This window comes from Fontimonas sp. SYSU GA230001 (assembly GCF_040066175.1).
Classification (GTDB): domain Bacteria; phylum Pseudomonadota; class Gammaproteobacteria; order Nevskiales; family Nevskiaceae; genus Solimonas.
Window position 1 is genome coordinate 16,242 of record NZ_JBEAAM010000027.1, and the last position, 19,857, is coordinate 36,098.

Consider the following 19,857-nt stretch of genomic DNA (forward strand, 5'->3'; position numbering starts at 1 on the left):
CTGTACCGTCGTGTCGCAGCTGCAGGCGACCCTATCAAAATCCGGGGGGGGGGGGAAGCCGGATAACTCCTCAGACCGTGCGCAAGCTCTCAGTTCCGCCGATGGGCAGTCTTGAGCCGGTACAGCAGGTCCAGCGCCTCGCGCGGTGACAGCGCGTCCGGATCGAGTTCGTCGAGCAGCTTCAGCGCGGGCGAGGGCGGCGGCGCGAACAGTGACAGCTGCGGTTGGGTTTGTGAACGCGCAGGCGTCGGCTTGCGTTCCAGTTCGGCCAGATGCGCGCGCGCGGCGCGGATGACCGGCTGCGGCACGCCGGCGAGCGCGGCGACTTGCAGGCCGTAGCTGCGGTTTGCGGGTCCCGCTTTGACGTGGTGCAGGAACACCAGGCGCTCGCCGTCCGCTCCTGCGTACTCGGCGGCGTCGAGGTGCACGTTGGCGATTCCGGGCAGGCTGTCGGCCAGCGCGGTCAGCTCGAAGTAGTGCGTCGCGAACAGGCAGAACGCGCGCACCTGCGTCGCCAGATGCTCGGCGACCGCGCGCGCCAGCGACAGGCCGTCGTAGGTCGAGGTGCCGCGGCCGATCTCGTCCATCAGCACGAGACTCTGCGCGGTCGCGTTGTGCAGGATGTTCGCGGTCTCGCTCATCTCGACCATGAAGGTCGATTGGCCCGAGGCGAGGTCGTCGGACGCGCCGATGCGCGTGAAGATGCGGTCGATCGGGCCGATGCGCGCCGATTCCGCCGGCACGAAGCAGCCGGTATGCGCGAGCAGCACGATCAGCGCGGTCTGGCGCATGTAGGTCGATTTGCCGCCCATGTTCGGGCCGGTGATGACCAGCAGGCGCGTCGTGTCGGACAGTGCGAGATCGTTGGGCACGAAGGGGCTGTCCAGCGTCTGCTCGACGACCGGGTGACGGCCGGCGCGGATCTCGATGCACGGCTCCTCGGCGAGCTGCGGGCGGCAGAAGTTCAGCGCGCGGCTGCGCTCGGCGAAGCAGGCGAGCACGTCGAGCTCGGCGAGCGCCTGCGCCGCCGCCTGCAGCGGCCGCAGTTCGGCGTTGAGGCGGTCGAGCAGCGCGTCGTAGAGCTGCTTCTCGCGCGAGAGCGAACGGTCGCGCGCCGACAGCACCTGGTCCTCGAACTTCTTCAGTTCCTCGGTGATGTAGCGCTCGTAGTTGGTCAGCGTCTGCCGGCGCGTGTAGTCGGTGGGCACCTTGGCCGCGTGCGTCTTGCCGACCTCGATGTAGTAGCCGTGCACGCGGTTGTAACCGACCTTGAGCGTGTCGATGCCGGTGCGCGCGCGTTCGCGCGCTTCGAGATCGGTCAGGTAGCCGTCGGCATTGGTGGACAGGGCACGCAGCTCGTCGAGCGTGGGGTCGAAGCCGGCACGGAACACGCCACCGTCCTTGACCAGCAGGGGCGGTTCGTCCGCCAGCGCCTGCTGCAGATGTGCAGCGAGATCGGCGTGATCGCCGAGCTGGCCGGCGAGCGTACGCAGCAAGGGTGCTTCGACGCCCGTGAGCGCGGCAGCGACACCGGGCAGGCGCTGCAGGCTCGCACTCAGTCCGGCGAGATCGCGCGGTCGCGCCGAGCGCAGCGCGACGCGCGCGAGGATACGCTCCAGATCGACGATGTCCTGGAGCGCGTCGCGCAGCCGCTCGAAGCCGGCGGCGCGGCCGTCGTCGTCGAGCAGCGCGGCGACGGCGTCGTAACGCGCGGAGAGCTGCGCGGGGTCGCGCAGCGGCCGCGTCAGCCAGCGCGTCAGCGCACGCGCGCCCATCGCGGTGATGCAGCGGTCCAGTACCTTGAGCAGCGTGAACTCGTGCGCGCCGGACAGCGCGCGGTCGATCTCCAGGTTGCGCCGCGTCGCCGGGTCGAGGATCAGCGCCTCGCCCGGCGCTTCGACGCGCAGCGCGTTGACATGCGGCAGCGCCGACTTCTGCGTCTCCTGCAGGTACTGCAGCAGCGCGCCGGCGGCGGCGATCGCCGCGTCCAGTCCTTCCGCGCCGTAGCCGCGCAGATCCCGAGTCTGGAACTGGTCGATCAGCAGGCGGTAGGCCGAGGCCGGGTCGAAATGCCAGATCGGCCGCGGCCGGCCGTTCGCGGCGTTGACCGGCAGCGTCTCGCCGTCGGGAATCAGCAGTTCGCTGGGGCGCAGGCGCTGCAGCTCGGCGGCCAGATCGCCGTCCTGCGCGGTCTGCAGCACGCAGAAGCGCCCGGACGAGAGTTCCAGCCAGGCCAGGCCGTAGTGCTCGCGCACTTGGCACACGGCGGCGAGCAGGGTCTGCGTGCGCGCGTCGAGCAGGGCGTCGTCGGTCGCGGTGCCCGGCGTGACGATGCGGGTGACCTCGCGCCGGACGGGCCCCTTCTCCGCGCCGACCTCGCCGACCTGCTCGGCGATCGCCGCCGACTCACCGGCCTTGATCAGCCGCGCCAGGTACTGCTCCAGCGCATGATGTGGCACGCCGGCCATGATGACGGGCTGGCCCGCCGACTCGCCACGGCTGGTCAGCGTGATGTTGAGCAGCTTCGCCGCCTTGCGCGCGTCGTCGTAGAACAGCTCGTAGAAATCGCCCATGCGGAACAGCACCAGCGTGTCCGGAAACCGGGCCTTGATCGCCAGGTATTGCTGCATGAGCGGCGTGTGGTCGCTGAACGGGCTGGCGGTCATCGGGGCTGGAGCAGGCGCCGGGCTTATACTTGCGGCCCGCGATTATCGCCTGTCCCCGTCCGTTTCCGTGAACGCGCAGTCCCCCTCCGGCTGGTCCCCCGAATCCTGGCAGACCCGGCCCGCCGTGCAGCAGCCGCAGTACCCGGACGCCGCCAGGCTGGCGGAGGCGCTCGATCAGCTGCGTCACCTGCCGCCGCTGGTGACCTCCTGGGAAGTCGAGACGCTCAAGCAGCACCTGGCGCGCGCGCAGGACGGCGACGGCTTCATCCTGCAGGGCGGCGACTGCGCCGAGTCCTTCGCCGACTGCCGGCCGGAGATCATCACCAACCGCCTCAAGGTGCTGCTGCAGATGTCGCTGGTGCTGGTGCACGGCCTGCGTTCGCGCGTGGTGCGCATCGGCCGTTTCGCCGGCCAGTACGCCAAGCCGCGCTCGGCCGACACCGAGACGCGCGACGGCCTGACGCTGCCGAGCTATCGCGGCGACCTGGTCAATGCGCCCGAGTTCACCGCGGCCGCGCGCATCCCCGATCCGCGGCGCCTGCTCGAAGGCCACGCGCGTTCGGCGATGACCATCAACTTCGTGCGCGGCCTGATCGACGGCGGCTTCGCCGACCTGCATCACCCGGAATACTGGGACCTCGACTGGGTCCAGCACTCGCCGCTGGCCGCCGACTACCAGGCGATGGTCGATGCGCTCGGCGACTCGGTGCGCTTCATGGAGACGCTCGCCGGCCAGCCGATCGGCGAGTTTTCGCGCGTCGAGTTCTTCACCTCGCATGAGGCGCTGCTGCTCTGGTACGAACAGGCGCAGACGCGCCAGGTGCCGCGCAAGCCGGGCTGGTACAACCTGTCAACGCATTTCCCATGGATCGGCATGCGCACGGCCGAGATCGGCGGCGCGCACGTCGAATACTGCCGCGGCATCCGCAATCCGATGGGCGTGAAGGTCAGTCCGTCGATGACGGTGGACTGGGTGCTCGGCCTGTGCCGCGTGCTCAACCCGGACAACGAACCGGGCCGCCTGACGCTGATCCACCGCATGGGCGCCGACAAGGTCGGCGACCACCTGCCGCGCCTGATCGAGGCGGTGCGCGATGCCGGGCATCGCGTGCTGTGGATCTGCGATCCGATGCACGGCAACACGATCAGCACGCCCAACGGCCTGAAGACGCGGCCGTTCGACCGAATCCTGTCGGAAGTCGAACAGTCCTTCGCGATCCACAAGGCCTGCGGCTCGCGCCTGGGCGGCGTGCACCTGGAACTGACCGGCGAGGACGTCACCGAGTGCACCGGCGGCGCGCGCAACCTCGCGCACGCCGATCTCGAACGCGCCTACCGTTCCAGCGTCGATCCACGCCTCAACTACGAGCAGGCGCTGGAACTGGCGATGAAGATCGTGCGTGTCGCGGGCTGACGCATGCGCCGTCCTTGCTGCGCACGCGGAAATCCCGAGCAGCCGCGTGCCTGCCGGCCGGACCGGGCATGGCCGCCGCGGTCGCCGGCAGGGTCAGCCGACGGCCGGATCGCGCAGCTCGAACAGATCGGCGAACAGCGCGCGCAGGCCACGGCGTAACAGCGCGGCAGCGTAGAGACCGCCCACGATCGCGAGGCTGGCCCACTCCAGCACCGTCACCTGCATCGCGGCCTCTGGGCCCTGCGGTGCAAGCTGCATATCCACGGCGGCGGCCAGTCCGAAGCCCACGAGAATCCACGCCGCATGGCGATCCACCGCCTCGACACAGGCCAAGCGCAGCGCGGCGGTGGGGGTTCGTCGGGCGGGACTGGTCTCGGGCAGGCCCGTCAGGGCGAGCAGGCCGGCCAGCCACACGGTCCGCAGCGCGAGCAGACCGGCGCTGGTCAGCTCGACGGACAGTCGCTCAGACGCCAGCAGCATCAACGCAAAGGCCGCTGCCGCCAGGCTCGGGCGCAGTCGCTGACTTCGTGACCAGTATCCCAGCCAGAGCAGCGCGCCCACGAACAGGTAGGCCAGCAGCAGCGCCGGCGCGGCTTTCACGGCGAGCTGGAGCACGATGGTGGCGAGATCCGGAACCGCTGCGTCCGGTTCGTGCGCAGCGGCCAGGATTGCCAGCAGCACCAGTGCGCCGAGATTGCCCAGTCCCTCGAAGGGCGGCGGCGTATGGTGATGTTCCGAGGTCTCGTCCAGATGCGGCCGGCCGAAGATCACGTGCAGGATCGACCCGGACATCAGCGCCTGGAACCAGGCCCAGCCGCGCTCGCCGAGCAGGCCGCCCAGTTCGATGCCGAACAGGAAGCCGGCGGCGGTCGCCGCACCCATCGCCAGCAGTGCGAGCCCCGGCAGCAGCGCGCCGAACACCGGGTACAGCAGCCACCACACGACCAGGCCGACCGGCACGCTGTGGATCGCGATGGCCAGCGCCAGCGCGTCGTCGCGATGGCTGCCGCCGACGCCGGACAGCGCCGTGCCGTCGCCGATGCTGTGCAGCACGAGGCCCAGCACCGCCAGCGCCAGCGCCAGCAGATGCGCCTCGCGTCGAGCGCGCGTCAGGCCGTGTTCCAGCGCGGTCGGGCCGAGCAGGCCGGCGAGCAGGAAGGCCAGGCTGAGCCAGCCGCCGGAAGCGAACGCATCCGGCAGCACCTCGAGCAGCACGAGTCCGGCGATGCTGACCAGCACGAAGCCGTCGAGAAAGCCGAGCAGCGCCGGCCGCCGCTGCGCGACGGCGTAAAGCACGGGCCCGGATAGCAGGGCGACGAGCGTGGCGACGAGCAGAACGGCGTGCATGGCGGACAGACCTGGCGGGCGCGCATTATTTCACGGACGCACCGCGGTCCGGGCGCTATGCTGGCGCACCGGAAGGGCGGACGCAGCCATATGAACAGGAAAGCAGCCGGCATCCTCGTCGTCGGCATCGTCGCCGCGGTGCTGGCCTGGCGCTACGGGGTCGGCCGCGGCGACCGCTACGACTACGCGGCGGCCTTCGAGAATCTGCCTGAAGACACGGGCGCGACGCCGGACCTCGACGTCCGCGCCTTCGCCGGCCAGCCGCGCGCCAATGCCGAAGCCGTGCTCGGCCAGCCGCAGTCCTGCGAGCGCGCGCTGGACAGCGAGCGCTGCGGCTATGCCAACGGCGTCGAGGTGATCTATATCGACGGCCGCGCCGACTGGCTCACCGTGCCGCTCGGCTACGGCCGCCATCCGCTCGACGCCGCGACGCTCGCGCGCCTCGGCCTGCCGGTGACCGAGCCGACGCAGTCCGACGCGCAGAACGAGGCGCAGCGTCTGGTCTGGCGCGATCTCGCCGGTCTGCGCGAGGTGCAGATGATCGGTGACGCCAACGGCGCGCTGTTCGCGCGGATCAAGGTGCGCCATGAGTAGGACCCGCTCCGCGGTCGTGGCGCTGCTCGCCGCCGTGCCCGGCATCGCGCTGGGCGCCGAACTGCAGGTCACGCGCATCACGCCATCCGGCGACGACGTGCGCAACGAAGGCCAGATCACGATCGGCTTCGACCGCGCCGTCGTGCCGCTCGGGCGCATGGAACGCGCGGCGTCCGAAGTGCCGGTGACGATCACGCCCGATCCGTCCTGCCAGTGGCGCTGGCTCGATCCGCAGCTGCTGGCCTGCAACCTGCCACCGGACACGCGCCTGCTGCCGGCGACCGAATACCGCGTCGATGTGCGGCCGGAACTCGAATCCTTCGACGGCGTGAAGCTGAGCCAGGGTGCGACGCTGCGTTTCGTCACCGAGCGCCCGGCGCTGCGCTACGCCCATGTCGCCGACTGGCGCGGCCCGGAGCAGCCCGAGCTGCAGGTGACCTTCAACCAGCCGGTCACGGCGAAGTCGGTCGCCGCGGCGCTGCGCCTGGGCGGCGCGGTCGAGGTCGGTCCAGTGTTCATGGACCGGCAGACACCGTTCTACACGCCGGACGGCGAAGCACGGCGCAGCTGGCGCGTGTGGCCGCGCGCGCCGCTCAAGCCCGACAGTGCGTACCGCCTCGTGGTCCAGGCCGGTCTGGAGTCGGCGCTCGGGCGCGCGCGCGGGATTGCCGCCGATCCGCAGTTCGCCGTGCGGACCTTTCCGGCACTGCGCTATCTGGGCATCGACTGCCAGGTCGGTGATGGCCTGCGCCGCTTCGCGCCCGGTGATGCGGTGCAGGACTGCGCGCCGCTGGAGCGTCTGAGCGTCGTGTTCAGCGCGCCGGTGGACGCCAACCAGCTGCGGCCGCGCCTGCGCATCGATCCGGACCCGTTCGCCGGCCGCGGCGCCGGTGCAGAAGCGGCGTGGGAAGACGCAGGTGACAACCCGGTGATCGTGATCCGGGGTCAGGGCCGGACTTATCCAGTCGGACTGCCGTTCGCGCTGGCGGCCGAGACCGAGTACACGCTCGACATCGCCGCCGGCGTGACCGACCGCTTCGGCCGCCGCCTCGACGCACCGGTGAAGGCGCGGATCACCACCGGCGCGCGTCGGCCGCGCTTCGTGTTCGAGCACGGCAATGCCGTGCTCGAAAGCGGGATCGACTCCGAAGTCCCGGCGATCGTCACCAACCTGCAGGCCGTCGTCGCACGCTACACGCGCATGACTGCGGCCGGCATCGAGGCGGGGCAGGAGACGCGCGTGCCGGTCGCGCCGGTGCGCAACCTCGCGTTCGCGATGCCGCTGGACGTGCGCGGCATGGTCGGCGCCCGCGGCGGCACATCGGGTGCAGTGCGCGGCGAGCTGTCGGCGCAGCCCGCGGACGGCCCGCCGCGCGAGTTCTTCGCGCAGGTCACGCCCTGGCAGGTGCACGCCAAGTTCGGCCACGCCAACACGCTGGTGTGGGTGACGCGCTTCGACGACGGCGCGCCGGTGGCCGATGCTGAGGTCGCGGTGATCGAGGGCTTCGGCGACGCGGTCAAGGCCAGCGGACGCACCGACGCCGACGGCCTCGCGCTGTTGCCGGGCAGCGCGGAACTGGACCCGGCGCTGGACCGCGCCTGGAAGCGCGGCGACGAGGCGCTGGCGGTGCGCGTGCGCAAGGACGGCGACTTCGCGCTGCTGCCGCTGGAATACGAGTTCTCGGTCGATACCTGGCGCGCGTCGCGCGAGCAGATCTCGGCGTGGCGGCGCGAACGCCACGGGCACCTGCGCGCCTGGGGCACGACCGCGCAGGGCGTGTACCGCGCCGGCGACACCGTGCAGTACAAGCTCTACGTGCGCGACGACGCTGGCCGCACGCTCGCCGCGCCGCCGTCCGGCACTTATGCGCTGAGCGTCTCCGATCCGACCGGCACGGTGGTGCATGAGCGCAAGGACGTGGTGCTGAGCCGCTTCGGCGCGCTCGACGGCGAGTTCACGCTGGCGAAGGGCGCTGCGGTCGGCTGGTACCGCTTCGCGCTCACGCCCTCGTACAGCGACGCCCCGCTCGAACCGCTGCGCGTGCTGGTCGCCGACTTCGTGCCGGCGCCGTTCCGCGTCGGCGCCGAGCTGCGCGCCACCGTGGCGCGGCCCGGCGATGCGCCGCTGGCCGCCGTCTCCGCACGGCTGCACGGCGGCGGTCCGTTCGCCAACGCCAGGCTGCGCGTGCTCGCGCGCATCGAGGCGACGCCGCTCAACGTCGAGCATCCGCTGGCGAGGACCTACCAGTACGACGTGTTCGCGCCGGATGCGCGCGAGCCCGCGCCCTTGCTCGACCGCGCCGACCGGCTCGACGCGCAGGGGCAGTGGCAGGGCGCGCTGGCCGTGCCGCCGGACAGCGCCGTGCGCCATGGCCGCATCGTGCTCGAAGGCAGCGTGTTCGACGACCGCGGCCGCAGCATCGCCGCGACCGGCAGCCTGCCGTACCAGGGCCGCGACCGCTACATCGGCCTGCGCGACGAGACCTGGGTCGCGCGCGAGGGCCGGCCGGCCGAGGTCGGCGCGCTGGTGATCGACGCCGGCGGCACGCCGATGGCCGGCGTGCCGTACTACGTCAAGATCGAGCGCAAGCATACGCGCGGCGCGCGCGTGAAGGGCGCCGGCAACGCCTATCTGACGCGCTACAGCCACGAATGGATCCGCGTCGAAACCTGCAAGGGCCGCTCGACGCGCGACGGCATGATCTGCCGCTTCATCCCGGACGCCGCCGGCGAGTACCGCGTGATCGCCTTGGTGCGCGACAGCCAGGACCGGCTGCACGAGTCGCGCAGCTGGCTCTACGCGCAGGGCCGCAGCGAAGTGCTGTGGGAGGAGCGGCCGGACTACAGCCTGGAGCTGCGCGCCGAGCGCGCGCGCTGGAAGGTCGGCGAGACCGCACGCTTCATGGTCCGCAACCCGTTCCCCGGCGCGCGTGCGCTGATCAGCGTCGAGCGCTACGGCGTGCTCGAACAGCGTGTGCAGCTGCTCGGCGGCCCGGCGCCGGTGATCGAGATCCCGGTGAAGCCGGAGTTCGTGCCCGGCGGCTACGTCTCGGTCGTCGTCGTCTCGCCGCGCGTCGAGCCGCCGCTCAAGGGCGCCGTCGATCTGGGCAAGCCGACCTTCCGCCTTGGCTACGCGACGCTCACCGTCGATGAGCCGTACCGGCGCATCGCCGTGGACGTCGAGCCGGCGCGCGCGCTCTACCGGCCGCGCGAGACCGTCGAGGTCGCGCTGCAGGCGCGGCCGCTGCATGCGGACGGTCAGCCGATCGAGTTCGCCGTGGCGGTGCTCGACGAGGCGGTGTTCGACCTGATCCGCGGCGGCGCCGACCACTTCGATCCGCTCAAGGGCTTCACGACGCTCGACCCGCTCGATCTGGCCAACTACAGCCTGCTGACGCGGCTGGTCGGCCGGCAGAAGTTCGAGAAGAAGGGCGCCAGTCCCGGCGGCGACGGCGGCGCCGATCTGTCGCTGCGCTCGATCGAGCGCTTCGTCGCCTACTGGAATCCCGCACTGCCGGCCGATGCGCAGAACCGCGCGCGGTTCTCGTTCACGCTGCCGGACCAGCTCACCGGCTGGCGCGTGCTCGCGCTGGCGACCACGCCGACCGACCGCATGGGCCTCGGACAGAACGGCGTGAAGGTGTCCAAGCCCACCGAGCTGCGTCCGGCCATGCCCAACCTGGTCGCGGCCGGCGACCGCTTCGACGCCGCGTTCACGCTGCTCAACCGCGATGCGAAGCGGCGCACGCTCGACGTCGAGATCGACGTGCAGGGCGGCGCCGAAGGCCGGCTGCGCAGGAGCGTGACGCTGGAGTCCTTCGAGCGCCAGACCGTGAGCCTGCCGGTCGAGGTGGTGGGCGCCGAACCGCTGCGCTTTTCCGCGCGTGCCGGTGACGCCGGCGACCGCGATGCCCTCGCGCACACCGTGCCGGTGCGCGCGCCGCGCGTGTCGACCAGCGCCGCCGATCTCGCCAGCCTGGCCGGTGGTGCGCGCATCCAACAGGCGATCGCGGTGCCGGCGGACGCGCGGTCGCGGCGCCTGGAGCTGCAGATCGCGCCGACGCTGGTCGGTCCGCTCGACGGCGCCTTCGCTTACCTGCGCGACTATCCCTACTTGTGCTGGGAGCAGCGTCTGAGCAAGGCGGTGATGGCGGCGCACTACGGACCGCTGCGCGCGCGCTTCGGCGCCGTCTTCGACTGGCCGCAGGCCGATGCGCTGCCGCAGGCCACGCTCGACGAGGCCGCGGCGTTCCAGGCGCCCAACGGCGGCATGGCGTTCTTCGTCCCCGGCGACGCCTACGTCAGTCCCTACCTGTCCGCGTTCACCGGGCTGGCCTTCGGCTGGATGCAGGCACTCGGCCATCGGCCGCCGACGGCAGTGTGGGACAAGCTCGACGCCTATCTGCAACGCCTGCTGCGCGAGGAGCCGGCGGCGATCGGCTACGGCAGCGGCGAGGCGCGCGCGCAGCTGCGCGCGGTCGTGCTCGCCGCGCTGGCGGCGCGCGGCGCGGTCGATGCGCGCGAGATCGCGCGCCATGCGCCGCAGCTGCCGCGCATGGGCCTGTTCGGGGAGGCGCTGTTCCTGCGCGCCGCGCAGCAGGTCGAGAACGGCGGCGCCGCGGCGCAGGCGGCGCGCAACCGCGTGCTGTCGCGCGCCAACGAGTCCGCGGGCCGGATGTCGCTGCAGGACGAGCGCGACGCGGACTGGAACTGGCTGCTCGGCAGCGCGATGCGCTCCAACTGCGCGGCGCTGTCGGCGCTGATCGCCGACGACGAGCGTCCGGGCCTCGGCGAGCTGCCGTTCAAGCTGGTGCGCCACGTGCTGTCCGCGCGCGGCACCAAGACGCACTGGGCCAACACTCAGGAGAACCTGTTCTGCGCGCGTGCGCTGCTCGACTACGCCAATGCCTACGAGGCCGAGCCGCCGGACCTGCGCATCGACGCGAGGCTCGGCGATGCGGCGCTGGGCACGGTGCGCGTCGTGCCCGGTCCGGTGCAGACGCTCACACACCCACTCGATACGGCGGGACCTGCGCCGCAGCAGGTTGCGGTCACCGCCGACGGGCAGGGGCGTGCGTACCTGACGACGCGCGTGCAGTACGTCGAAGCCGACGACCGGCCTGCGCTCAGTGCCGGCCTGGGCATGCAGCGCAGCTACGCAGTGCAGCGCGACGGCCGGTGGCAGACGCTGGAGCCGCCGCTGCGGCTGCGGCGCGGCGAGCTGCTCAAGGTCGAACTCACCGTCGATGCGCCGGCGTGGATGACCTATGTCGTCGTCGATGACCCGGTGCCCGGCGGCATCGAGCCGCTGAACCCGGATCTGGCCACGGCGTCCGGGATCGATGCGCAGGCGCTCGCGTCCGGCAGCGCCTACCCGTATCCGTTCTACCACCGCGAGCTGCGCTTCGACGCTGTGCGCCACTACGCCGAGTGGCTGCCGCAGGGCCGGCACCGGCTGGTCTGGGTCGGGCAGGCGGTGGCGACCGGCGAATTTGCCATCGGCCGTCCGCACGCCGAGCAGATGTACGATCCGGACGTCTTCGGCAACGGCGTGTCCGCGCGGCTGATCGTCGAGGAGGCGGCGCCGTGACCGGGCGCAGCCGCGCGCTGCTGCGTGCCTGCGGCGTCGGGCTGCTCGCGCTGCTGCTGGCGACGCTGATCGCGCAGCGCCCGCTGCCCGATCGCCTCGCACCGCCCGACCAGGGCGCCGCGCCGCCGATCCTCGACCGCAGCGGCGAGCTGCTGCCGCTGCGCCACGACGGCGACTGGAATCCGGCGCGCCTGCCGCTGGAGCGCATCCCGCCGCTGCTGCGCGCCGCCGTGGTCGGCGCCGAGGACCGGCGCTTCTGGACGCATCACGGTGTCGATTGGCGCGCCCGCGCCGCCGCGGTCTGGCAGAACCTGCGGGCGGGGCGCAGCCTGCGCGGCGCGAGCACGATCAGCGAGCAGGTCGTGCGCCTGCTGCATCCGCGGCCGCGCACCCTGTGGTCGCGCTGGGTCGAAGGCTTCGAGGCGCTGCGGCTCGAAGCGCGCTACTCGAAACCGGAAATCCTGGAGTTCTATCTCAACCAGGTGCCCTACGGCGCCAACCGCCGCGGCGTCGCGCAGGCCGCGCAGTACTACTTCGGCCGCAGCCTCGACACGCTGGCGCCGGCGGAGACGCTCGCGCTCGCGGTGCTGCTGCGCGCGCCCTCGCGCCTCGCGCGCGGCGAGCCGGCGCAGCTGGCGGCCGGCGTCACGCGGCTCGCGGATCATCTGGTGGAGCAGGGGGTTCTGCCGGCGAACGCCGTCGATGCGGTGCCGGCGCTGGTCCTCGCGCGCGCACCGGCCGACCTGCGCGCGGTGCATTTCGCGGCTGCGGTGCGCGCACGCGCCGCGCGTCTCGGTCTGCCGCTGCGCGAGCCGCTGCGCAGCAGCCTCGACGCCGCGCTGCAGGCCGACGCGGCGCGCTTTCTCGAAGAACGCGTGCGTGACCTGCGCGGCGAGGGAGCGGCGCAGGGCGCGCTGCTGGTCGTCGATCTCGACGACAACCGCGTGCGCGCCTGGGTGGTCGCCGATCCGCGCCATCCGGACACCGTCGGCATCGACGCCGTGACTGCGCCGCGCCAGCCCGGTTCGACGCTCAAGCCGCTGCTGTATGCACTGGCCTTCGAACACGGCTGGGGGCCGGACACGCGCGTCGCTGACGCGCCGCTGGCCGAGCGCGTCAATCACGGCCTGCATGAATACCGCAACTACAGCCGCATCCATTACGGCGAGCTGAGTGTGCGCGAGGCGCTCGGCAACTCGCTGAACATCCCGGCGGTGAAGGCGCTGCAGTTCGTCGGTGCCGGCAGCTTTCTCGAACGTCTGCGCGCGCTGGGCGTGACCAGCCTCGACCGCGGCGCCGCGATCTACGGCGACGGGCTCGCGCTCGGCAACGGCGAGCTGACGCTCTACGAACTGGTGCAGGCCTACAGCGCGCTGGCCCGCGAAGGGCGCTGGCTGCCGCTGACGCTGTTCGAGGACGGGCGCGAGCCGCGCGTCGAACGCGCCGTGATCGCCGCAACGGCCGCGCGCGCGATCAACGACATCCTGTCCGACCCGGCCGCGCGCCGGCTCGAGTTCGGCGACGGCGGCGTGCTGCGCTATCCGGCACTGACCGCGGTCAAGACCGGCACCTCGTCCGACTACCGCGATGCCTGGACCCTCGCCTACAACGGCCAGTACCTGGTCGGCGTCTGGATCGGCGATCTGTCCGGCCGCGCCACCGACGGCGTCAGCGGCGCACGCGGACCCGCACTGCTCGCGCGCAGCTTGCTCGCGCGGCTGGGCGAGGCGGCGCCGGTGCGCGCCGAGCGTCCGGATGTCCCGGCGCTGGCTGCCGCCGAAGATCCGCGCCTGCCGCAGCGGCCGCAGCTGGTGCAGCCTTACGACGGCCTGCAGCTCGCCCGCGATCCGCGCATTCCCGACGTGCTCGAAGCCATCGAGTTCGAACTCGCCTGGGCGCAGCCCGCGCAGCGCGTGCGCTGGTATGTGGATGGCCGGCTGGCCGGCGAGAGCCGCGAGCCGCGCTGGCCATGGCCGCTCGTGCGCGGCGAACACGTGCTCTACGCCAGCGTCGATGCCGGCGACGCGCCGCTGACGACCCCGCCGGTGCGTTTCACCGTGCGGTAGCGGTCGTCGCCGCGAGTCCTTTCGCGCCACCGCCCCGGAATGCGGCTCTGAGACGCAGAGTCAGAGTCGATGTCTTCAGCTCTTTTCAAACCGTCCGTGATTACGGGGTATAACTCATCGAGCAGCGACGTCCAGTAGTGCACCGGTCAGGCAGCAGGTGTCGCCGATGCGCACCGGTGCGAAGCCGCTGCCGGGGGTGCGCAGGCCGACGACCTGGCCCTGGAACACGCGGGCGGCGGCGCCGATGATCTCGCCGCGGTCGGCGAAGAAGCGCACGTCGTACTTCCACGGCTGGCCGTTGCGGTCGATGACCGGGTGCGGTGCGTAGCGCTGGGCGAGGTAGTCCCCGGCCGGCAGCTCGGCGAGCCTGGAACGGCTGATGCTCTTGCCGACATACACGCCCTTGCTGGCGTGCCCGGATACCGGCTTGAACACCCAGTCGCGGCGCTCGGCGTACCAGGCGTCGAGCGTTTGCGTGGCCATCGGCACGGTCTGGGCGATGCGGAACGTCAGGCCGCTGCCGGCATCGCGGGACAGTTCGGGCGCGTGCGACCACTCGACGAAGCGGCGCTTGTCGGCGATGGCGCGCCAGGCGTCCGGCGACGGCGCGAGCGTGATCGCGCCGGCGTCGAGCGCGCGGCGCACGGCGGCGTGTTCGGGGTCTTCGATCGTGAAGTCCGTGCTGCGCCAGTAAACGCGGTCTATGGCCGTCGCGCCGTGGCGCAGGCGGCCGCCCTCGTAGCGCAGTTCCCCGGCATCGAGCACGCGCACGTCGTCGGCGTGCGGGCGCATCAGCGCGGCCAGCGCCTGCATCTCGCCGAGCAGCGGCTGCGACGCGAGGTGGTCATCGACGATGGCGACGATGCCGCAGTGGTCCGGATCGGGTCCGAGGAGATCGCGCTTGAACAGTTCGAGCAGGCGCGCGCGCAGTCGGTCCTGCTCGCAGTCCGGGCAGCAGTTGTTGACCGCGCGCGCGGCGCTGATCGCGGACAGCACGCCGCCGGCATTGGTGTTGACCTCGATCAGCACCGGTCCGCCCGGCGTCGGGTGGACGTCGTAGCTCAGCAGCAGCGGCCCGCTATCGGCCGCCGGGTCGGCGGCGACGATGCGTGCCCACAGCCGGCGCACGCCTTCGGCGACGAGCCGGAACGCGGCATCCGACAAGGGGACCGGATCGGCCAGAACGGCCGGCCCGGAGGAGGGGAGGGTGTCGTTCACACCAGGGCCATCGGCGGGGGCTGGATCATTGTTGGGGACGGGTTCGGCGGATTCAACCGCGCAGCCCGCGGCGATTGACCTGCATCAACGCTGGCCGTCGGGCGCGGCGGCATCTTGGCGCTCACCACGGAGGTGGACGATGGCGCATACCAAGATCCTGTTCCGCAGCGATGCCCGCGAGAAGGTGCTGCGCGGGGCCACGCAACTCGCCGATGCCGTGCGCATCACGCTCGGGCCGAAATCGAAGTCGGTGCTGATCCGCAAGAAATGGGGTTCGCCGATCGTCTGCAACGACGGCGTGACCATCGCCAAGCAGATCGACCTGGAGGACGCCGAGGAGAATCTGGGCGCACAGATGCTGCGTCAGGCGGCCGAGAAGACCGGTGATGCGGTCGGCGACGGCACCAGCACCTCGACGATCCTCGCGCACGCAATCTTCGCCGATGGCGTGCGCAACGTCGTCGCCGGCGCCAGCGCGATCGATCTCAAGCGCGGGCTGGATCGCGGACTCAAGGCGGCGGTCGAGGCGCTCAAGGGCATTTCGCGGCCGGTGAAGACGCGGCTGGAGAAGGCGCAGGTGGCGACGATCTCGGCGCACAACGACCCGGAGATCGGCGAGCTGATCGCGCAGGCGATGGAGAAGGTCGGCGGCGAGGGTGTGATCACGGTCGAGGAATCGAAGACCACCGAGACCGTGCTGGATGTCGTCGAGGGCATGCAGTTCGACCGCGGCTACGTTTCGCCGTACTTCGCCACCGACGCCGAGAAGATGGAGTCGGTGCTCGACGAGGCGCTGGTGCTGGTCACCGACCGGCGCATGAACGTGCTCAAGGACGTGATCCCGCTGCTGGAGCAGGTCGCCAAGCTCGGCAAGCCGATCCTGTTCATCGCCGAGGAGGTCGAGGGCGAGGTGCTGGCGACGCTGATCGTCAACCAGATCCGCGGCGTGCTGCGCAGCGTCGCGGCCAAGGCGCCGGGCTTCGGCGACCGCCGCAAGGAGATGCTGCAGGACATCGCCATCCTGACCGGCGCGCAGGTGATCTCCGAGGATCTGGGGCTGCAGCTGGAGAGCGTGGATCTGAGTCAGCTCGGCCGTGCGCACCGCGTGGTGGTGGACAAGGAATCGACGACGATCATCGGCGGCGCCGGCGACAAACGTGCGATCGACGCGCGCATGCAGCAGATCCGCGCACAGATCGACAAGGCGACCAGCGACTACGACAAGGAGAAGCTGCAGGAGCGACTGGCCAAGCTCTCCGGCGGTGTCGCGGTGATCCGCGTCGGTGCGCCGACCGAGGCGGAGATGAAGGCCAAGAAGGACGCGCTCGACGATGCGATCTCGGCGACCAAGGCCGCGGTCGCGGAAGGCATCGTGCCGGGCGGTGGTCTCGCACTGCTGCGCGTGGTGCCGGCGGTCGCCAGGCTCGAAGCCGAGGCGACCGGCGATGAGCGTACCGGCCTGCTGATCCTGCGTCGTGCGCTCGAAGCGCCGGCGCGTACCATCGCCGACAACTCGGCGGTCGATGACGGCGTCGTCGTGCAGCGCATGTTGGCCGACAGCAACAACACCGGCTTCGACGCCGCCGCGAACCGCTACGTGGACATGTACGAGGCCGGCATCATCGACCCCACCAAGGTCGTGCGCATCGCGTTGGAGAACGCGGTGTCGGTGGCTAGCGTGTTGCTGCTGACCGAGGCCACGATCACCGAGCTGCCGGAAAAGGAAGCGCGCGAACCGGCGATGCCCGAGTAACGCGCCGTGGACGCGCCGCACGCCAGGGCGGCGACGGAGATCCTGCAGGCGCTGCACGCGTCCGCGCAGGGTCTGGATCGCAAAGAGGCGCGTGCGCGTCTGTCGCGCTACGGGCCCAATGCGCTGCCGCGCGCGCCGGTGCCCGGCCTCCTTGCGACCGTCCTGCGCCAGTTCCGCAGTCCGCTGATCTACGTGCTGCTCGCGGCCGCGGTGGTGTCGCTCGCGGCCGGCGCATGGTCCGACGCGGGATTCATCCTGGTCGTGCTGCTGCTCAATGCCACGATCGGGGCGTGGCAGGAGCACGGCGCGGCGCGCGCCGCGCAGGCTCTGCAGGGGCTGATCAGCGCCCGTGCGCTGGTGCTGCGCGATGCGGAGACCGTGATCGCCGATGCCGAGCAGCTGGTGCCGGGCGACATCGTGCTGCTGGAGCCGGGTGCGCGCGTGCCGGCGGATCTGCGGCTGCTGGCGGGACACAACCTCGGCATCGACGAATCGCTGCTCACCGGAGAATCCCTGCCGGTCGCCAAGTCCGCGGACGTGGTCCTGGATGTCGCGCAGCCGGTTGCCGAGCGCGTCAACATGGCGCTGGCGGGGACGATGGTCGCCAGCGGCCGCGGCAGCGGCGTCGTGGTCGCCACCGGGATGGCGACCGAGCTGGGCCGCATCGCCGAGACCGTGCTCGGCCAGGCACTGGCCAGTCCGCCGCTGCTGCTGCGCATGGAGCGCTTCGCGCGGCTGATCGCCATTGCCGTCGGCGTGGCGACGTTGGCCGTGGCGGCGGTGTCGCTCGCGCGCGGGCTGCCGCTGGCCGAAGTATTCACGATGGCGGTCGCGCTGGCGGTGTCGGCGATTCCGGAGGGTCTGCCCGTCGCGCTGACCATCGCGCTGGCGGTCGGCATGCGCCGCATGGCCCGGCGCAACGTCATCGTGCGTCGCCTGGTCGCGGTCGAGGCGCTGGGTTCGTGCACCTGCATCGCCTCGGACAAGACCGGTACGCTGACGATCAATCAGCTGACCGTGCGCCAGCTGCAGCTGCCGGACCAGCCGGTGTGGGAAGTCACCGGCGAGGGCGTCGATGCCGAGGGCACCTTCGTGCTGCCGAGTGGCGCTCAGCTGATCGAGCACGCCGCGGTGCTGGACCGGCTGTGTCGCGCGGTCGCGCTGGCCAACGAAGCCGCGCTGGCCCAGCTCGACGGCGCCTGGATCGGCCGCGGCGACACGGTCGATGTCGCGCTGCTGGTGCTGGCGCACAAGGCCGGCGTGCGGCGCGGCGAGGCGTTGGCGCTGGCCCCGGAGATCGCCCGCATCCCCTACGAATCCGAGTCCCGCTACGCGGCCAGCCTCAACCGCTATGCGGGCGGCTCGCGGGTGGCCGTCAAGGGCGCCGTCGAGACCGTGCTGCCGATGTGCACGCGCATGGCGACGGTGGACGGCGAGCCGCCGCTGGTCGCGGACGACATCCTCGAACAGGCGCGGCTGCTGTCCTCGGCCGGAAGGCGCGTGCTGGCGGTCGCCGAGGCGCCGCTGCAACTCGGCGACGGCGAGGTGCTGTCCGCCGAGCACCTGCGTGGACTGTGCTTCGTCGGGCTGGTGGCGATGACCGATCCGCTGCGCCCGGAGGCAGTGGCGGCGATCGCGGCCTGCCGGCGTGCCGGGATCGTCGTGACGATGGTCACCGGCGATCATCCGGCGACCGCTGCGGCAATCGGGTCCGAGCTCGGGCTGCTGCGCCGGCCGGAGGAGGTCGTCACCGGCGTGCAGCTCGCGGAACTGCTGCAGACGGATCCTGCCGCCTTCGACCGCAGCGTGGCCGCGGCGCGGGTGTTCGCGCGCATCGATCCGGCGCTGAAGCTGGAGATCGTCCATGCGCTGCAGCGAGCCGGTCACTTCGTCGCCGTCACCGGCGATGGCGTCAACGATGCGCCGGCGCTGCGCGCCGCCGAGGTGGGCGTGGCGATGGGCCTGGGCGGCACCGACGTCGCCCGCGAGACCGCCGACCTGGTACTGGCCGACGACAACTTCGCTTCGATCGTCGCCGGCGTCGAGGAAGGCCGCATCGCCTACGGCAATATCCGCAAGGTGATCTTCCTGCTGATCTCCACCGGCGTGGCGGAGATCGCGCTGTTCGCGCTGGCACTGATCGCCAACCTGCCGTTGCCGCTGCTGGCGGTGCAGTTGCTGTGGCTCAATCTGGTCACCAACGGCATCCAGGACGTTTCGCTGGCCTTCGAGCCGGGCGAAGGAGACGAGATGTCGCAGCCGCCGCGACCGCCGCGTGAGCGCATTTTCAACCGGCTGATGATCGAGCGCGTCGTGCTGTCCGCCGCGGTGATCGGCGGTCTCGGCTTTGCGTGCTACGCGCTGCTGCTCGCGCAGGGGCACGCCGTCGAACAGGCGCGCAACGCGACCTTGATGCTGATGGTGCTGTTCGAGAACGTGCAGGTGTTCAACAGCCGCTCGGAGACCCGTTCGGTGTTCACGCACAGCCCGCTGCGCAATCCGCTCCTGCTGTGCGGTGTCGTGGCGGCGCAGGGCCTGCATGTCGGCGCGCTCTACACGCCGGGCCTCAGCACGCTGCTCGGGGTGCAGCCGCTGACGCTGGATCTGTGGCTGGACCTGCTGCCGTTCGCGCTGGTCCTGCTGGCCGTGGTCGAGGTTCACAAGTGGATGCGCCGGGCCTGGGCGCTTGGTCGCGCACGGCGCGCGGGTTGATCCGCATCAACGCGTGCCGCGCGCGGGCCGGCGTAAGTTCGGAGCGGAGATCCGAGCGAGCATGCAGCCATGGCACAGGATTACCCCGAAGTGGGCCAGTGGTACCGGCGCGCCGGCACGGAGCAGGCGTTCGTCGTGGTGGCCGTCGATGAGCGCGACGGCGCGGTCGAGGTGCAGTACTTCGACGGCACGGTGGACGAGCTGCGCCTGGCGCAGTTCGTCGGCCAGGAGCTCGAGCGCTGCGAGGCGCCGCAGGACTGGACCGGACCGTTCGATGGCATCGCGCGCGATGACCTGGGCGCGACCGAGACGGACATGAGCCCGGAAGACTGGAACGAGCCCTATGGCCGCAGCGGCGACACCGCTGCGCCAGAGCCGGAGGCCGAGGCACGGCCGGATCCGGCCTTGCTGTCGGCGGAGCTGCTGGAGCAGTCACCGGCCGTGGAGGCACTGTATGCGCGGCCGACCGGCCGCATGCGGCGCCGGCGTCACTAGCT

10 protein-coding genes are annotated in these 19,857 nt (G+C 71.5%); 7 read left to right on the forward strand and 3 right to left on the reverse strand.

What is annotated here, in order from left to right:
• Positions 1-89 precede the first annotated feature (89 nt).
• A complete protein-coding gene (gene mutS / locus AAG565_RS13315) occupies positions 90-2,666 on the reverse strand; it encodes a DNA mismatch repair protein MutS (protein ID WP_348820103.1) in 2,577 nt (858 codons plus the stop codon).
• 49 nt (positions 2,667-2,715) lie between these two features.
• On the opposite strand from mutS, the gene AAG565_RS13320 reads away from it, so the two are divergent.
• Complete coding sequence (locus tag AAG565_RS13320; RefSeq protein WP_348820132.1) at positions 2,716-4,080, forward strand: 3-deoxy-7-phosphoheptulonate synthase class II; 1,365 nt, start codon at positions 2,716-2,718, stop codon at positions 4,078-4,080.
• A 93-nt stretch (positions 4,081-4,173) separates the two neighbouring features.
• On the opposite strand, the gene AAG565_RS13325 is transcribed toward AAG565_RS13320, so the two are convergent.
• A complete protein-coding gene (locus AAG565_RS13325; RefSeq protein ID WP_348820104.1) occupies positions 4,174-5,427 on the reverse strand; it encodes a hypothetical protein in 1,254 nt (417 codons plus the stop codon).
• Positions 5,428-5,517: 90 nt separating this feature from the next.
• Between AAG565_RS13325 and AAG565_RS13330 the strand changes: the two genes are divergently transcribed.
• Genes AAG565_RS13330 through AAG565_RS13340 form a run of 3 tightly spaced genes read left to right on the forward strand, consistent with a single transcriptional unit; the run spans position 5,518 to position 13,677 of the window.
• Positions 5,518-6,021: a hypothetical protein gene (locus AAG565_RS13330; RefSeq protein WP_348820105.1), complete on the forward strand. Its 504-nt coding sequence runs from the start codon at positions 5,518-5,520 to the stop codon at positions 6,019-6,021.
• A complete protein-coding gene (locus AAG565_RS13335) occupies positions 6,014-11,611 on the forward strand; it encodes an alpha-2-macroglobulin family protein (protein WP_348820106.1) in 5,598 nt (1,865 codons plus the stop codon). The genes AAG565_RS13330 and AAG565_RS13335 overlap by 8 nt, the downstream gene beginning before the upstream one ends.
• A complete protein-coding gene (locus tag AAG565_RS13340) occupies positions 11,608-13,677 on the forward strand; it encodes a transglycosylase domain-containing protein (protein WP_348820107.1) in 2,070 nt (689 codons plus the stop codon). The genes AAG565_RS13335 and AAG565_RS13340 overlap by 4 nt, the downstream gene beginning before the upstream one ends.
• Before the next feature lie 114 nt (positions 13,678-13,791).
• Here the strand turns inward: AAG565_RS13340 and AAG565_RS13345 are convergent, their stop codons facing one another.
• On the reverse strand, positions 13,792-14,895 hold the full coding sequence (locus AAG565_RS13345) for a hypothetical protein (RefSeq protein ID WP_348820108.1): 1,104 nt from the start codon (positions 14,893-14,895) through the stop codon (positions 13,792-13,794).
• A gap of 139 nt (positions 14,896-15,034) precedes the next feature.
• Here AAG565_RS13345 and groL point away from each other — a divergent pair, with 139 nt between their 5' ends.
• The 3 genes from groL to AAG565_RS13360 all read left to right on the forward strand — a co-directional run bounded on the left by groL (position 15,035) and on the right by AAG565_RS13360 (position 19,855).
• Positions 15,035-16,648 carry a chaperonin GroEL gene (gene groL, locus AAG565_RS13350; RefSeq protein WP_348820110.1) on the forward strand — a complete coding sequence of 538 codons (1,614 nt, stop codon included), beginning with the start codon at positions 15,035-15,037 and terminating at the stop codon, positions 16,646-16,648.
• A gap of 6 nt (positions 16,649-16,654) precedes the next feature.
• Entirely contained in the window at positions 16,655-19,360 is a 2,706-nt protein-coding gene (locus tag AAG565_RS13355) for an HAD-IC family P-type ATPase (protein ID WP_348820111.1), read from the forward strand.
• 69 nt (positions 19,361-19,429) lie between these two features.
• Positions 19,430-19,855: a DUF6763 family protein gene (locus AAG565_RS13360; RefSeq protein ID WP_348820112.1), complete on the forward strand. Its 426-nt coding sequence runs from the start codon at positions 19,430-19,432 to the stop codon at positions 19,853-19,855.
• Positions 19,856-19,857: the final 2 nt, after the last annotated feature.

Coding starts and splice junctions, on each gene's coding strand:
- mutS (WP_348820103.1), bottom strand. CDS start 2,666: ATGACCGCCAGCCCGTTCAGCGACCACACGCCGCTCATGCAGCAATAC.
- AAG565_RS13325 (WP_348820104.1), bottom strand. CDS start 5,427: ATGCACGCCGTTCTGCTCGTCGCCACGCTCGTCGCCCTGCTATCCGGG.
- AAG565_RS13330 (WP_348820105.1), top strand. CDS start 5,518: ATGAACAGGAAAGCAGCCGGCATCCTCGTCGTCGGCATCGTCGCCGCG.
- AAG565_RS13335 (WP_348820106.1), top strand. CDS start 6,014: ATGAGTAGGACCCGCTCCGCGGTCGTGGCGCTGCTCGCCGCCGTGCCC.
- groL (WP_348820110.1), top strand. CDS start 15,035: ATGGCGCATACCAAGATCCTGTTCCGCAGCGATGCCCGCGAGAAGGTG.
- AAG565_RS13360 (WP_348820112.1), top strand. CDS start 19,430: ATGGCACAGGATTACCCCGAAGTGGGCCAGTGGTACCGGCGCGCCGGC.